The organism is Clostridium estertheticum subsp. estertheticum (genome assembly GCF_001877035.1).
GTDB classification, from domain to species: domain Bacteria; phylum Bacillota; class Clostridia; order Clostridiales; family Clostridiaceae; genus Clostridium_AD; species Clostridium_AD estertheticum.
In genome coordinates this window covers 224,242-239,953 of record NZ_CP015756.1, presented here as the reverse complement: position 1 = coordinate 239,953, position 15,712 = coordinate 224,242, and the positions used below count along the sequence as shown (strand labels likewise).

The window sequence follows — 15,712 nt, the reverse complement described above, 5'->3', positions numbered from 1 at the left end:
ATATCATAATCAGATGCAATATACAAATTGCTTCTATCCAATTATTTCCCTCTTATAACAACTATTCCGTTAGATAATTAATCCACTAATGTAGCTTTAATAACCCTATCATTTCCCGATAAATCTTTAATACACTCTATATTATTAAACCCTGATTTAAGCAAGATATCTGTAACTGCTTCTTTTTGATCATATCCTATTTCAAAAGCCAAAAGTCCACCTTTTTCTAAAACTAATGTGCTTTCTTTTGTAATTCTCCTATAAAAATCGAGACCATCTTCCCCACCACATAGTGCTATAAACGGTTCATAACCTTTTACATCATCCATTAGAGTAGGTATAACCTCTTTTCTTATATAAGGCGGATTAGAAACTATTACTTCGAATTTCTTATGTTTATTTATCGCTACTTGTAGCAAATCACTATGTTCTATATTAATTCTTTTAGACAATTTAAACCTTTCTATATTTAGCTTTGCAACAGCTAAAGCATCTTCTGATATATCATAAAGCGTTACCAGGGCTTCTTTAATAAACTCAGCTATTGATATACCAATAGCTCCACTTCCAGTACAAACATCACATATTTGCGTGAGGCCTTTTTCCTTTATATATTTAATTACTTCCTCAACCAAAATTTCCGTATCAGGTCTCGGTATTAAGACTCCCGGTTTTACTATGAAATCCATGCCCATAAATTCGCACTTGCCAAGAATGTATTTTATAGGCATTTTATTTTTTCTAATCTGAATCAACCTAAAAAACTCATTTTCTTGTTCTATGCTAATCTTAATGTCTCTATTAATCATTATGAACAATTTATCCTTTTTTAAAACTTTACCAAGCAAAAGTTGTGAATCTAACAAATAACTTTCAATATTGACCTTTTTTAAAATTTTATATGACTCTAAAAGTACTTCCTGTATAGTATTTTCTTTTTCTATATTAATTTTTCACAACCTCCATTCATTTCGTGTAAATATTATTCATAATTTCTATGTTTTATACCAATTAATCTATAATTCCTTCTGCAACTTTAAGTGCTCTTATTGCCACTTCTAATTGAGATAAATCTGGTTCTCTTGTAGTTAAGTTTTGTAATTTAAGTCCTGGATAAGAAAGAATTGTAGCTAAGTTACTTTTGCTTTTTCCCATCCATTTAATAATTTCATAACTTATGCCTGAAATGAAAGGAAGTAATATAATTCTATACATTATTCTTTCTCCAATTGAGTTCCAACCAGTTAAAGAAAACACTATAATGCTAACTATCATAACTAGAAACAAAAAATTCGTTCCACATCTTGGATGTAGCCTTCCAAATTTAGCAGCATTTTCTGGAGTTAATTCAACTTCGTTCTCATAACAAAATATAGTCTTATGTTCTGCACCGTGATACTCATACACCCTCTTAATATCTTCCATTTTCCCTATTAAATACACATATAACAAAAATATTAAAACTCTAATAATTCCCTCTACAATATTCATACCCATTGTATTTGTACCCAATTTACTAAACAAGTTGGCCACAAAGGTTGGCACAATAAAAAACAATCCTACAGATAGAGCCAAAGAAATTACAAGGGATATCCCCATAACTACATCATTACTTTTTTCTTTAAACAATTTTTGTATGCATTTATCTAATTTTGAAGGTTCACCTTCCTCTTCAAAAAAAGAAGCTGAATAATTTAATGTCTTTATACCTATAATTAATGATTCAATTAAAGATATGAATCCCCTTATTATAGGTAGCCCTACCAATTTATTCTTTTTAGTATACGATGTGTAACTTTTTTTCTCAACTACGATTTCTCCTTGCTCAGTTCTCACAGCAGTTGCAATTCCTGCAAGGCCTCTCATCATAACCCCTTCAATTACTGCTTGGCCTCCCACGCTTGTGTTTTTAGCCATAGTTAAACCCCCTCTTTCGGTACAATGTGACACTTTCTACATCTTGCTTCATACGACTCCGTAGCCCCAATCAATACAATTTTATCTTCATATTTAGCTGGTTTCCCATTAATTAGACGTTGAGTTCTAGTAGCAGGATTACCACACACTACACAAATCGCCTGAATTTTATCAACAAATTCCGCTATTGCGAGTAGAGCTGGTATAGGTCCGAATGGTTCACCTCTAAAATCCATATCTAGTCCCGCGCATATAACTCTTTTGTTATTATCAGCAAGTGATGTAATTATATCTATAATTCCCTTGTCAAAAAACTGTACCTCATCGATGGCAATAACTTGTGTGTCAGCATCTAAAAGATCTAATATTTGCAAGCTATTCTTAACCCTAACCGCTTCTTCCTTTTCTCCACAGTGAGATACCACATCGTCTTTACTATATCTATCGTCAATTTCCGGTTTAAAAACCTGCACTTTCTGCTTTGCAATTTTAGTTCTTCTTATTCTACGTATAAGTTCCTCAGATTTTCCACTGTACATAGGTCCTATAATAACTTCTACCCAGCCATGATTTTTTGGTCCGTACATATTTATACCTCCAATTTATTCAACCGCATCTTAAAATTACAGTTAAATCAAATAAAAATTTTATCCATATATATATTATCAAATATATACTATATAATAAAGTAAAAAAATAATTTTATTCTTATTGACTTAATTATTAATTATATGATAAAATTGAATAGTTGACAATACGGGTATATATTTATTTTAAAAAGAGGTGAAAAATATGCAAAAAGAAATACAACCAGAATATCATCACGATACAATCGTTAAATGCGCATGTGGAAACACTTTTACTACAGGATCTACTAAACAAGAACTTAAAGTAGACGTATGTTCTAATTGCCATCCATTCTATACTGGTAAGCAAAAGAATATAGATGCCGGTGGAAGAGTTGATAGATTCATGAAGAAATTTAACATATTAAATGAAGATGTAGAATAATATAGTAATGGAAAAGATTTAATTATCTTTTCCATTTTTTCATTTATAAAATAATAAACGGCATATAGCTAAGATAGAAAATAATTCTACTATCTTTTTATATGCCGTTTAAATAGTTTATACTACTTACCTTAATCAGCTCCTGAAGAGCTGCATATTATCTAGCTAATAATTCAAAATTCTTATTTATCATTTCTAAAAATTCCTTATTGCTCTTAGTTGTAGATAATAACCCAAGAAGTTTTTCCGTTACGCCCAAAGCATTGCCTTCTCTATACATTATTTTTCTTAAATTATATATAGTCTCCATCTCAATCTTTGTAAGTAATAAATCTTCTCTTCTTGTCCCTGATTTGTAGATATCAACAGCTGGGAATATTCTTCTTTCTTGAAGTTTTCTATCCAAGTGAACTTCCATATTACCAGTTCCCTTAAACTCTTCAAAAATCATATCATCCATTCTGCTACCTGTTTCTACTAGAGCTGTCGCAAGTATAGTTAAACTTCCACCCTCTTCAATATTTCTAGCTGCTCCAAAAAATTTCTTTGGCATCAAAAGTGCACTAGGATCAAGTCCTCCAGATAAAGTTCTTCCAGAAGGTGTTATAGTTAAATTGTAAGCTCTTGCAAGCCTAGTTAAACTATCTAGTAGTATAACTACATCTTGACCTTGTTCAACCATTCTTTTAGCTCTTTCAAGCACCATAGAAGCTACTTTTGTATGATGATCTGGTTCTTCATCAAATGTTGAATATATAACTTCGCCTTTAATAGACCTCTGCATGTCAGTTACTTCTTCTGGTCTTTCATCTATTAAAACAACTATTAATTTTACTTCTGGATGATTTATAGAGATACTATTAGCGATTTTTTTAAGAAGTGTCGTTTTTCCTGCTTTTGGCTGTGCTACAATTATACCTCTTTGTCCTTTACCTATAGGGGAAATAATATCCATCATCCTTGAAGATAAATCGGCTGCATTAGTTTCAAGTATAAGCCTCTGCGTTGGATAAATAGGGGTTAGCTTTTCAAAAGGTTTTCTACCTACTGCTCTCTCTGGATTTTCTCCATTTACCTTTAGTACGTATAGTAAAGCCTTGAATTTTTCGCCTTCCTTAGGTGTTCTAACTTTACCTTCTACTTCATCACCTGTCTTTAAATTAAATCTTCTAATTTGAGATGGTGAAACATAAATATCATCAGAACCTGACAAATAATTGTGTCCTCTTAGAAAACCGTAGCTATTATTTTCAATTATTTCGAGCACGCCTCTTGCCGACCCTGATTCATTTATCATTTCTTGCAATTGTTCTTTTTTATTTTCATTTTGATTTTTAAAACCTGTATCAATATTTTCATTAGAAGTAGGTTTAGTAATTGGGGCTGAATTTGTTTCGATATGCTTTTCTGAATTATCTATACTATTTTCTTCAACTGTAGAAGAACTTTTGGGACTTATCTTTTCTCTTAAAATCACTCCATCTTTTTGCATGGAAACTTGTGATGTCTTGTTTATCTCTTCAATTAACTCACTTTTTTTAAGTTTAGAAATATTTTTAATACCAAGCTCTTTGCAACGCTGCTTTAGCTCGGCAACTGTAATATTTTCGAAATTTTTATTTATCAAAATCTGCACCTCCGAAGGGTATTTCATATGTAATATCTATTTTATAAATATCATGGAAATTTAAAACGAGTATACTATCCACTGAATTTTTTGAAATGATATATTGTGTTAATTATATCCTATTTCATAATTTTAATCCACTCTATTTAACATTCTAAGTTTCGCCTAAGATCAACTCAAAAAAAATCCCATAGGGTAGACTTTTTCATTTGTCCACTCTATAGGATATATTTAATATTATTTATCGTTTTCTATTGCAGCTTTAATAAAATCACTAAATAGTACATGAGGGTTATTGGGTCTAGATTTAAGTTCTGGATGAAACTGAACTCCAACAAACCAAGGGTGATCTTTAATTTCAACTATTTCCACTAATTTTTCATCAGGACTTGTTCCCGTAAGTGAAAGTCCTGCAGCAACTATTGCTTTTCTATATTCATTATTAAATTCATATCTATGTCTGTGTCTTTCATATATCACTTCATCTGCATAAGCTTCATGAGATGTTGAATCCTTTGCTAACTTACATGCATATAACCCAAGTCTCATAGTGCCACCTTTTTCATCTAAATCCTTTTGATCTGGCATTAAATCTATCACAGGATACTTAGTCTCTGGATCAATTTCAGAACTATTAGCTCCGCTTAATCCTGCAACATTTCTTGCATATTCTATAACAGCACATTGCATACCAAGACATATTCCGAAAAATGGCACTTTGTTTTCTCTTGCATATTTCGTTGCCTCAATTTTACCTTCTATTCCTCTGTCACCGAATCCACCTGGAACTAATATTCCGTGAACATCACCTAATATTTCATGTACATTCTCAGAAGTTACATCGCAAGCATTTACCCATTTAACTTCTACATTACAATCATTTGCGAGGCCTCCATGACTAAGTGCCTCAACAACAGAAATATATGCATCATGAAGTTCAACATATTTTCCAACTAGTGCTATTTTGACATTTCCAGATAAATTCTTTAATCTATCAACCATATTTATCCACGCAGTATTATCTATTTCATGACAATCTAATTTTAATTTTTTACATACTAAAGTATCTAATCCTTCATTATGAAGCATAAGTGGTACTTCATATAAATTTTCAGCGTCCAAATTTTGAATTACAGAGTCCGCTTCTAAGTTACAAAACATTGCAATTTTAGCCTTCATATCTTCAGATATTTCTTTTTCAGATCTACATACTATGATATCTGGTTGAATACCTATACTTCTTAGTTCTTTTACAGAATGTTGAGTAGGTTTTGTTTTAAGTTCTCCAGCTTTTCTTAAATATGGTACTAACGTAACATGGATAAAACAAACATTTTCTTTTCCCACTTCATATTGCGCCTGTCTTATAGCTTCTAAAAAAGGTAAAGATTCAATATCTCCAATAGTTCCACCAATTTCAGTTATAACAACATCTACATCTTTTTCTTTAGCTACTCTATAAACTCTTTCTTTTATCTCATTAGTTATATGCGGTATTACTTGTACTGTACCACCTAAGAAATCGCCTCTTCTTTCTTTTGATATAACAGACCAATACACTTTTCCTGTAGTAACATTACTACTCTTGCTTAGATTCTCATCAATAAATCTCTCATAATGTCCTAAATCTAAATCTGTTTCTGCACCATCATCCGTAACAAAAACTTCCCCATGCTGATATGGACTCATGGTACCTGGATCTACATTTAAATACGGATCAAATTTTTGAATAGAAACCTTAAGGCCTCTATTTTTTAAAAGCCTACCGAGTGATGCTGCTGTTATTCCCTTACCTAGAGATGACACTACTCCACCTGTAACAAATATGTACTTAGTACTACTCATAATTACTCCTCCTGTGTTTTATAACTTTTTCTTAATTGCTATTTATTCTTTAAATACTGTTTATGTATTACTTTAAGATTTTTGAAAGTTTATATTAATTATTTTTAAAATAGCTTGACAAATGTTGTTTACAATTTTATAATAGAAATTACCCATTAAATATAATGGTATAGGTTTTTTTAAAAACAATATTAATATCTTATCACATTTTTTTATCATTCACCAGTCTTTTTTTTGTTTTTTTGTTTTTTTTATTCATAACCCTAATATATTCTCTATTTCAAAATACATCTCTCTAAATTCTTTATTAATAAAAAATCGTTCCTCTGCTTTTTTTAATCCATAATTAGCAGCTCTTTTGCTAGAAATCAAAAAATTCTTATAAGCAATTTCAACATCATCACATTTATGTTTTTGTAATACTAAGAATAATATATACCTGCATTCTCTATCTTTTAATATTTTTAATGATTCATGTCTTTTTATACCTTTCACATAACAGATAGCTTCTATTATCTTTTCATAATCAATATTTTTAAGCATTAAACCACTCCCAAGTTTTTTGAATTATTTCATCAATTAAATTATTGACATTTATTCATAAAAACTATCCATAAAATGAAATTAAAAAATTAAAGCTATATTCTAAATAGAACATAGCCTTAATTTTTATTGTGCTTTAATCTTAATTTCCAAAATCGTACTCAAAACTTGTTGATTTCCTATTATCATATCATAATCTATAAATACATTTCCACCACTATTATCTACGTTCATTTTTAGTTCTCTAGTATCAACCGTAAGATCTAATGCTCCATGAGGTGTATTATATAAAGTTAAGTCTCTTGAATATTTTTTAAAGTTCATTTCAGTGTTAGTAGTTCCAGTTCTTATAAGTGTAAATTTTTCTTCATCGATTTTAAATGTAGTAGTAGTTCCTTCCATTCCCGAAATCTCTGTTTCCTCGTATACTGCATAATAGCAATTGTCTTCTTTGTAAAACTTTCCAGGCGTTACCACTTCAATTGAATCTCCATCCTCTTCACTATCAGACTGTCTGCTAACTACTGAAATTACTGCGTTCTTCTCCATAAACTTGCCCCTCACTAATTTATAATATAGTTATTTATTTGCTCATCCGTTGCAGGCATTGCATCTATAGACCTATCTAGACTCTGGTCATCTTTTCCATAACTAATAGATACAACTTTCTCGCCTCGCCCTTTACAATACCTGCCCGTTATTCTTGCTGCGAATTCAATGTCTTCATTTGTAGCAATACCTATTATAGCAACTGTAGAACCGTTATAATCCTTAGCTAAAAACATCAAATCCTCTCCAGTTAAACATTGTTCTAAAAGGTCTCCCTCTTTCTCCGTTCTTGTAGATATAATTTTTGAATCTTTAGACAATCTAAATTGCCTTCCTATTTTCAGTAATTCTAAATCTATTTTTGTTGGGTTTTCTTTATGATCTAAAAGATCCTTAAGTCTCATAGAATAATTAGGTTCAGTAAGTTTACACCCACCAGCAGGTGATGGATAATCTAAAATACCCCACACCTTGGCAAGTTCCATTTGAACCTTTCTATTTCTTCCTTTTATGTCCATAAGCGCTTCTCTATCTATTAGACCATCAATCTCCATTTGAGTTGGATTAAGATTTTTTGCACATAATGGCCTTAGTATTTTATGTCCTACTCCGGATTCATTTTTTACTATGTCTAAAGATGATCTGTTTTGAGACATAGGTCTTTGGTTCAGAACTTCTCCTGTAATAATAAAATCAGCGTGGAATTTTTCAAGTAATTCTCCACAATACCTCATCATCATGGCATGACAATCAATACAAGGATTCATATTTTTACCATAACCATGTTTTGGATTTTTCATCATTTCAAAATGTGCATCTGAAAAGTCTATAACTTCTAGTGGTATATCTATTTGTTTAACCATTTTCAGTGCATTTTTTTCTCCAAAAAAGTTTGATTTAAAGCATATACCAATAACTTCTATTCCTTGATCTTTTACAAGTTTTGCTGCGAGAGTACTATCAAGGCCCCCCGAAATCATAGCCAAAGCTGTTGTCATAAGTATTTCGCCTCTCTTAATTTACTATTTATTATTCCTTTCAATAGCTAGTTCAATAAGTTCATCAATAAGTTCCACATAAGTTTTACCTGTAGCTTGCCACATTTTAGGGTACATACTTATTTTAGTAAACCCTGGTATAGTATTAACCTCATTTAAATAAATATCTTCTGTTTCTTTATCTACAAGAAAATCCACTCTTGCCATTCCAGCACAATCTAATATTTTGTAAATTTTTATAGCTTCATCCTTAATACTCTGGAGTTTTGATTCATTTAGTGCTGCTGGTATTAAAAGCTTAGATTCCGCGTTATTATATTTAGCTTCATAATCATAAAACTCTTTTGCTGGGATTACCTCTCCTGGAATAGTAGCCTTTGGATCATCATTCCCCAGCACTCCTACTTCAATTTCCTTTGCATTAATAGCCTGCTCAACTAAAATTTTTCTATCATATTTTAGGGCATCGATTACTCCAACTATTAATTCTTTTTGATCGTGGGCCTTTGTTATACCTACGGAAGAACCACCATTAGCCGGTTTTATAAATACCGGATATCCTAATTTTTTTTCTATACTCGCTATCAGATTATCTTTGTCTTTTACATATTCACTCGCATTTATTACCACATAATCAGCTTGCTTTACATTAAATTTTTCGAGCAAATATTTTGTATATATTTTATCCATACAAATAGCAGAAGACATTACTCCAGGGCCTACACAAGGTATATTATACAATTTACACATACCTTGAATAGTTCCATCTTCTCCAAAAGAACCATGTAATACGGGGAATACTACATCTACTTCTTTATTAAATAAAACCTTTTGACCCTCTGGCATTTTAAAATACTCGTCCGTTTCCCATTCCCCATTTTCTATATTTTCTACTTTGCCAGTATATTGAAACCATAACCCATCCTTAGTTATTCCTATAGGGTATATGTCATATTTTGTTTGATCAATATTTTTAAGTACTGATGTTGCTGACGCTCTCGAGACTTCATGTTCTGTAGACTGTCCACCAAATAATATCGCTACTTTCTTTTTCATAAACATTCTCTCCTTATAACCATAATTACTATTATATCATTGCACCTATTACTTTGTATTTTAATTTTTAAACTTCACCGTATATAATAACACAAGTTAAAATTATAATGCTAATTTAAAAATAATTCAACAGAATAAAGGATATATCTGCATTTTGTGCATAAATATCCTCTATTAAAATTACTATATTATATTTTTATGATATTTAGCTCTCTATATTTACTAGATTGTTAGTTTTCCATTAGGTGTATCAATTATTTCTATTATTCTTTGTTCATAACCAGTACTAGCATTAATGTATACTATAAAATCTTTCCCCTTATATGATCCCAAGAATTCATAACATAAAACTTCTTTATTTGTCTCGGTAGGTATAATCGCTAAACTAATTTTGTTTATTTTTAGCCTTTTACTAACCCTTTCTCGTGCTTTAGCTTCGGTTATTTTTGGAGTAATGATTTCTCTCTTTTCTACATGGGAAACTAAAAATTTTTCAGATTCAATTCCTATAATGCTACCATCATCTAAAGCAATCTTAAGTTTTACTTGATCTGGATAAATCGCTACATCGCCCTGCTTATACACATAAGCTACTACCACTGTATTACCATAGTTTAAAGTGTATGTAGACTCCATATTTTTATATCCTGTTTTGCTAAGAAACTTACTTCCGCCTTCTATTGCCTTTTGGATATTTAATGTTGCTTTACCTATAGTTCTATTATCCAACAAATAAACTACCTTGCCTCCATTTTTACTTATTTCTATTACTGTTTTAGCATCGCCTTTATCTCTCCCTTTAAATGATATATAAAAAGTATAAGTTGGTATATTTGTCTTTCCAACTTGTTGCTTATACTCAATCTTTTCAATTTTATCTTTGCCAAACATATTATTTACTACCTGGACTGCCTTTTTCTCACTAACTTCCTTTTCAGCCAATACTTTAGGTTTTATTTCGACGACATTATCAGAAAAAGGCCCATCATAAATTAATGCTGGATATTGGACTATTTGTTTTTGTATACCTGTAAATCTTTGAGTCACAAGATTTTCACCTGTTTTTGCAATTACCCCACTACTTTTCTTTCTAATTTCTCCCCATTTAACTTTACCTTCATTTATTTCAGAAAGTACACCATTTAATTGTTCTTGAAGTGTATATGATTGAGTTTCTAATTTATCAATTACCTCATACTGCTTATCAGTAAGTTCCTTTCCCTCCGATGATGCTTGGGCTAAAGTATAACAAAAATCTCCCACTTGGGTTAAAAATTTACTAGTATCTCCAACAACCGCTTGATCAATTGGCAACGAATGCAATTTATCGTTTGCAGTGGCAGAATATCTAAAAACCTCTTCGAATACTATTGTACTTTGCTCAGGGGAACCAACAATAGCCGATTTACCTAGATTTACTCTTATATTTTGTACAGAGTCGATAAGTTCATACATGTTTTTACTATATTCTGCCTGTAGATAATTTCTATAATCTAATCTTTCCAAAAACATTAATATAGCAAACGTAGTTGAAAACACAACAATTAAAGTCACAATACTTGTATACAGAATCCTTTTCTTTGACATTTTCATATGTTTTCCTCCTGATATTTTACCAAGGTGGTATATAAAATATATTAATTTTTATATACTCTATTCGCTATTTAATTTATACTTAGCTAAATAATTTAGTGAAAATTTCTCCTAGTTTAAATTTAACGATTATTTTTTTGCTATTAACAGTATTGTCTACCATTTTATACTCATCATCCGATAATACTGTTTTCATTTCTTTTTCAGTTTTTTCATAAGATACGTTACCTTTTGTAATATCTACAAAACATAGTGGTGGAAACATTACACACCACCAGTTTTTTCCTTTGCCCGTTCCAATAATTATTCTATAAGCCTCGTATTTGCCTTGAGGCAAAGTTATATTCCCATAGGTTTTAACCGGAAAATACTCCTCTGATAGAGATGTAACCACTGAGTATTTAAATCCATTTTCTTTTATAATTCTTTCTGCAATTTTTTTTATATTTTTATTTTCATTATTTATAATCTTTCTTGACTCTTTTATATTTTTGCAATCCACAATTTTTGGTGATATATATTTTAAAACAGAATCTCTTACTTTTAATTTTAAATTTTGATCTATTTTATCATCACTATTAGCTATTACATGAAATCTTATAAGTTTACTCGCAACATCACTTTGACTTGCCTTCCCACTTAAACTCGTTGAATTTAAAGCTATGAAAATTATAATCATTACGGCAAAACTTGTTAATATAAATTTTTTCATGTTTATTCCCCCCGGATATAATGTTTATATTAATATCTTTACCATATTATGTAATTATATTCACTGAACTGCTCCGATTCTTCTAATTTCAGTATTAACAATTACCTTTACTGATATTTTTTTATACTCCTCATTCCAATTTTTCTCTATTTTGCTCCATAAATCTGGTTTGAATTTTTCTATATATTCTCTAGTACCAAATGGATCTATCCCAAATTCTTTTATAGCAATTTCCATGATTTTTTCACACTCTTTACTAATAGACTTATTAAAATTATTCTGTAACCTTTGCAGCTCTCCTTTATCAAGTATTTTTTTACCTACATAATATTCATTTATCTGTCCCTCAAGATTGATATTTACATTAATAGTTAACTTACTACCTTCCTGAATAACTTTCATTTTCCTTGTATATCCATCTATAACATAATCGACAGGATGACCATCTACATAAATAACTTTTTTACCAACTTTAAACTTACCATTTAGCATTTGAATGTCTAGTAATTCAAGTGGCGTAAAATATCCTTTTAGTTCATAATCTCGAATTATGGCAGCACCTGTTAACATCAATTCATTTTTTTGCTTATCTATCGTTATTCTAGGTAATAACGCATTGCCATTTTCACTTAATAATATAAGAAATTCATTTAAAGTAGTACTCATAATCCTAGAATTTTTCTTGCTGTTATCCATAAGTCCTGAAATATAGTATTGCGTACTATTTTCAGTCATAGGTTTAAATTTTACATAATCCTGCGCTAAACCGTCTGAAACAACTACCTGCATCATCCTATTTATGCTAGGGTCTCGCTGCAAATAATCGATTATTTCTTTAACCGTATCCTTATGTTTCAATAAATTGCTACTTAATATTAAAAGCTTTGTATGTCCCATGAATATATCTTTACTGCTCTTAGCTGTAGCTTCAGAATATGCATCTTCCATGGAAGATGCATCAGTATTAATATATTTATCCAAAGCACCTTCACTTTTTCCTGTTACGAGCATACTCATGTCTGGAAATCCATAAGTTACATTGATCTTTTTAATTTGCCTCTCAGGAAATGGATCATCAGATTTAATATCCTTTAACATTTTCTCTTTGCCAATATCTTCTCCAGTGTCAACAGCTATAGTAGATATAAAGTTTCGCCTATCAATTTCCACCTTATCCCAGCATCCACTTAATAAAATACAACTTAGAATGATCGGTAAAATTTTTTTAAATTTCATCTTTGCTTTCCCCCCTTCCGCGATCTTTACCTTTGCCTATAATTAAAATGAGGATCGGTAACACTACAAAAATAAATATCGCTGTTAATAAAACGGGAGTAGTTTTAAATTGTAAATTATAAATTTCAGCTATATTTTTTGGATATAACGCTATGACATAAATAATAGGCATAATTAAAAGTGAAGATAACTTAGTATCCTTTAACTTAACTACATTTTTTACAATTTCACATGAGAAGAAATAAGTATTAACAAATGTTGTGAAATAAAAGAATATCCAAAATGCCATTACTACCCCTTCCCAGTGTTCTATAAACGTGTCTGGTATATCTAATGACTTTATCATAGTAATAGTCGGCCATAATAACACTTTACTCTGTGCTTTTGAAAACACAGCTAAAACAAAAATCATTATTATCAAATAAAAGACTGTTACAAATATTACACTCTTTTTTAACACACCTAAACAATCTTTTTTATTTTTAACATACGGAAGAACAAGGTATGTTATTTCTATTCCTCCAAAACAAAACAGAATATATTTAGAAGCCTTAAAATATTCAGATGGCTTATTGTGAAGTACTGGTAATAAGTTTGTGAAGTCCGCATTTATTACAGTGAGTATTAAAACTGCAAATGCTGGAATAAACATAACCCAAAATGATATTTCATTAAACTTAATTAAATCACCTATTTCCCCTCTTACTAAATATGTCCCGGTCAAAATAGTGATCATTAAAATAAATTCTGTAGGAGTTCGTCTTAATAAATATAGTTTAATTACTTCGACAAATTCCCTCATTCCAAGGGACACAATGAATATGCTATAAATTGAAAAAGCAATAGCAACCATCCCTCCGAAGAACTTACCAAAATTATTTTGTAGTATACTTGTGAGATCCTCAAAGTTATTTTTCTTCATTACCTTGTATATAAGATACAATAATAAAGAAATTACTATCCCACAAATTATAGTAACTATCCATGCATCACTGCCTACTTTATTTATGACTTCCCTTGGGGCAGAAAAAATTCCTACACCAACTATCGCTACCACAATGGTTGTAAATAATCCAAAATCCTCAACTTTTTCTCTATCTGCCATAATATAATGTTCACCTCCAAATAAAAAGCGATTCAATCTATTTCTGTCTTATTTTATCTCCCGTCTCCATATATTTAGGCCTCTCTTTTAGTTCAGATATTGGCTCTCTAATATACATATCTTTCAAATCTTTAATATTGGTATTAACTGCTGGAGCTAAATAAGGTACTCCAAAGCTTTTCATTCTAACTAGATGAATAAGAAGTACAATAAGTCCAATCATTATTCCATAGAAACCTATAATTGCCGAAGCTACTATAAGGAAAAATCTAACAAATCTAAAAGCCATAGAGACCTCAAAGCTGGGGGTTACAAATGTAGTAATTGCAGTAATTGCCACGATAATTATCATTATTGGACTAACTATTCCTGCACTTACTGCCGACTGCCCTATAACAAGTCCTCCAACTATACCAATAGTCGCTCCAATGGGCCTTGGTAACCTAACCACGGCCTCCATAAGTAGAGCAAAAAATATTTCCATGATTATAGCCTCTATAAATGCCGGGAATGGAACACCTTCCCTGGATGCTGCTATAGCGTAGGCTAATTTGGTAGGTATAATATCTGCATGATAGGATGTGATTGCTACATAAAGTGCTGGCGCGGTAAGAGAAATAAAAATAGAAACCATTCTTATAAATCTAACCATAGAACCATGCATCCATCTCTGATAATAATCATCAGGCGATTGAAATAAATTAGGTAATGTAGCTGGAACGATAATTGCAAACGGAGAATTATCTACAAGAAGTGCTACTCTTCCCTCGTATAAAGCTGCAGCGACTACATCCGGTCTCTCTGTACTTTGTATTTGAGGAAAAGGAGAATATTTATTATCCTCTATTAACTGCTCAATGTATGCACTATCAAAAACTGCATCAATGTTTATTTTATCGATTCGGTGCTCAAGCTCATCAAGTACTCCTTTATTTGCGATATCATCTATATACATAATAACCACATCTGTTTTAGATCTAGTCCCTAAGGTTTTACGTTTAATTCGTAGCCTAGTATCTCTAATCCGTCTTCTAATTAACGCGGTATTAAATCTTATAGTTTCTGTAAACCCTTCCCTAGCTCCGCGAATTACGGTTTCACCAGATGGATCGCCTACCCCTCTAGCAGGCCAAGAACGCGAAGCAATAACATAGGCGCAGTCTAACCCATCTATAAACATTAATGTGTCACCAGAAAGTGCAGCATTAACTCCTTCACTCATTTTTTTCACTTCTCGCATATCAGTGACTGCAAGCACATTGTCTTTTATTTGTTCTACATTATCTATTCCATTTGCGGCAAGCATTAGTGGCTCTAACACATAATGATCAAGTAGCAGTTTATCTGCCATTCCATCTATATAGATTAACGATGCCTCCCACTTTCCTACATTAAAAGTTCTAAAAATCATATCCGAGTTATCTTGTAAAAGCTCTTTTAGGTATTTAATGTTTTTTTCTGCTTTTAATTCAATTTTATCGTTTATTATTTCCTTCATAAGCTTCACTTCCTTACATATA

At 31.1% G+C, this 15,712-nt stretch carries 15 protein-coding genes; 1 reads left to right on the top strand and 14 read right to left on the bottom strand.

Annotated features, from left to right (window positions below; genetic code table 11):
* Nucleotides 1-77: 77 nt before the first annotated feature.
* The 3 genes from prmC to A7L45_RS01105 all read right to left on the bottom strand — a co-directional run bounded on the left by prmC (nt 78) and on the right by A7L45_RS01105 (nt 2,504).
* Entirely contained in the window at nt 78-944 is an 867-nt protein-coding gene (gene prmC / locus A7L45_RS01115) for a peptide chain release factor N(5)-glutamine methyltransferase (protein ID WP_071611065.1), read from the bottom strand.
* 67 nt (nt 945-1,011) lie between these two features.
* Nucleotides 1,012-1,917, bottom strand: a complete 906-nt coding sequence (locus A7L45_RS01110) for a DUF1385 domain-containing protein (protein WP_071611064.1) — start codon at nt 1,915-1,917, stop codon at nt 1,012-1,014.
* Nucleotides 1,918-1,919: 2 nt separating this feature from the next.
* A complete protein-coding gene (locus A7L45_RS01105; protein WP_071611063.1) occupies nt 1,920-2,504 on the bottom strand; it encodes a thymidine kinase in 585 nt (194 codons plus the stop codon).
* Nucleotides 2,505-2,709: 205 nt separating this feature from the next.
* Here A7L45_RS01105 and rpmE point away from each other — a divergent pair, with 205 nt between their 5' ends.
* A complete protein-coding gene (gene rpmE, locus A7L45_RS01100) occupies nt 2,710-2,928 on the top strand; it encodes a 50S ribosomal protein L31 (protein WP_071611062.1) in 219 nt (72 codons plus the stop codon).
* Between the two features lie 157 nt (nt 2,929-3,085).
* On the opposite strand, the gene rho is transcribed toward rpmE, so the two are convergent.
* The 11 genes from rho to A7L45_RS01045 all read right to left on the bottom strand — a co-directional run bounded on the left by rho (nt 3,086) and on the right by A7L45_RS01045 (nt 15,690).
* Nucleotides 3,086-4,555 carry a transcription termination factor Rho gene (gene rho / locus A7L45_RS01095; RefSeq protein ID WP_071611061.1) on the bottom strand — a complete coding sequence of 490 codons (1,470 nt, stop codon included), beginning with the start codon at nt 4,553-4,555 and terminating at the stop codon, nt 3,086-3,088.
* 237 nt (nt 4,556-4,792) lie between these two features.
* The gene (locus A7L45_RS01090) at nt 4,793-6,400 is read right to left on the bottom strand and encodes a CTP synthase (protein ID WP_071611060.1); all 1,608 of its coding nucleotides are present in this window, start codon (nt 6,398-6,400) and stop codon (nt 4,793-4,795) included.
* A gap of 255 nt (nt 6,401-6,655) precedes the next feature.
* Nucleotides 6,656-6,943 carry a ribose-5-phosphate isomerase gene (locus A7L45_RS01085; protein ID WP_071611059.1) on the bottom strand — a complete coding sequence of 96 codons (288 nt, stop codon included), beginning with the start codon at nt 6,941-6,943 and terminating at the stop codon, nt 6,656-6,658.
* 126 nt (nt 6,944-7,069) lie between these two features.
* Nucleotides 7,070-7,492, bottom strand: a complete 423-nt coding sequence (locus A7L45_RS01080) for a YwiB family protein (RefSeq protein ID WP_071611058.1) — start codon at nt 7,490-7,492, stop codon at nt 7,070-7,072.
* A gap of 14 nt (nt 7,493-7,506) precedes the next feature.
* The gene (locus A7L45_RS01075; protein WP_071611057.1) at nt 7,507-8,490 is read right to left on the bottom strand and encodes a tRNA 4-thiouridine(8) synthase ThiI; all 984 of its coding nucleotides are present in this window, start codon (nt 8,488-8,490) and stop codon (nt 7,507-7,509) included.
* A 24-nt stretch (nt 8,491-8,514) separates the two neighbouring features.
* On the bottom strand, nt 8,515-9,546 hold the full coding sequence (locus A7L45_RS01070; RefSeq protein ID WP_071611056.1) for a D-alanine--D-alanine ligase family protein: 1,032 nt from the start codon (nt 9,544-9,546) through the stop codon (nt 8,515-8,517).
* 222 nt (nt 9,547-9,768) lie between these two features.
* Nucleotides 9,769-11,139 (bottom strand): germination protein YpeB, encoded by a 1,371-nt coding sequence (gene ypeB, locus A7L45_RS01065; RefSeq protein WP_071611055.1) that lies wholly within the window; start codon nt 11,137-11,139, stop codon nt 9,769-9,771.
* Between the two features lie 82 nt (nt 11,140-11,221).
* Complete coding sequence (gene spoIIR / locus A7L45_RS01060) at nt 11,222-11,851, bottom strand: stage II sporulation protein R (protein WP_071611054.1); 630 nt, start codon at nt 11,849-11,851, stop codon at nt 11,222-11,224.
* 60 nt (nt 11,852-11,911) lie between these two features.
* On the bottom strand, nt 11,912-13,087 hold the full coding sequence (locus tag A7L45_RS23650; protein WP_071611053.1) for a Ger(x)C family spore germination protein: 1,176 nt from the start codon (nt 13,085-13,087) through the stop codon (nt 11,912-11,914).
* On the bottom strand, nt 13,077-14,192 hold the full coding sequence (locus A7L45_RS23645; RefSeq protein ID WP_084647313.1) for a GerAB/ArcD/ProY family transporter: 1,116 nt from the start codon (nt 14,190-14,192) through the stop codon (nt 13,077-13,079). The genes A7L45_RS23650 and A7L45_RS23645 overlap by 11 nt, the downstream gene beginning before the upstream one ends.
* 37 nt (nt 14,193-14,229) lie before the next feature.
* Nucleotides 14,230-15,690 carry a spore germination protein gene (locus A7L45_RS01045; RefSeq protein ID WP_071611052.1) on the bottom strand — a complete coding sequence of 487 codons (1,461 nt, stop codon included), beginning with the start codon at nt 15,688-15,690 and terminating at the stop codon, nt 14,230-14,232.
* Between the last annotated feature and the right edge of the window lie 22 nt (nt 15,691-15,712).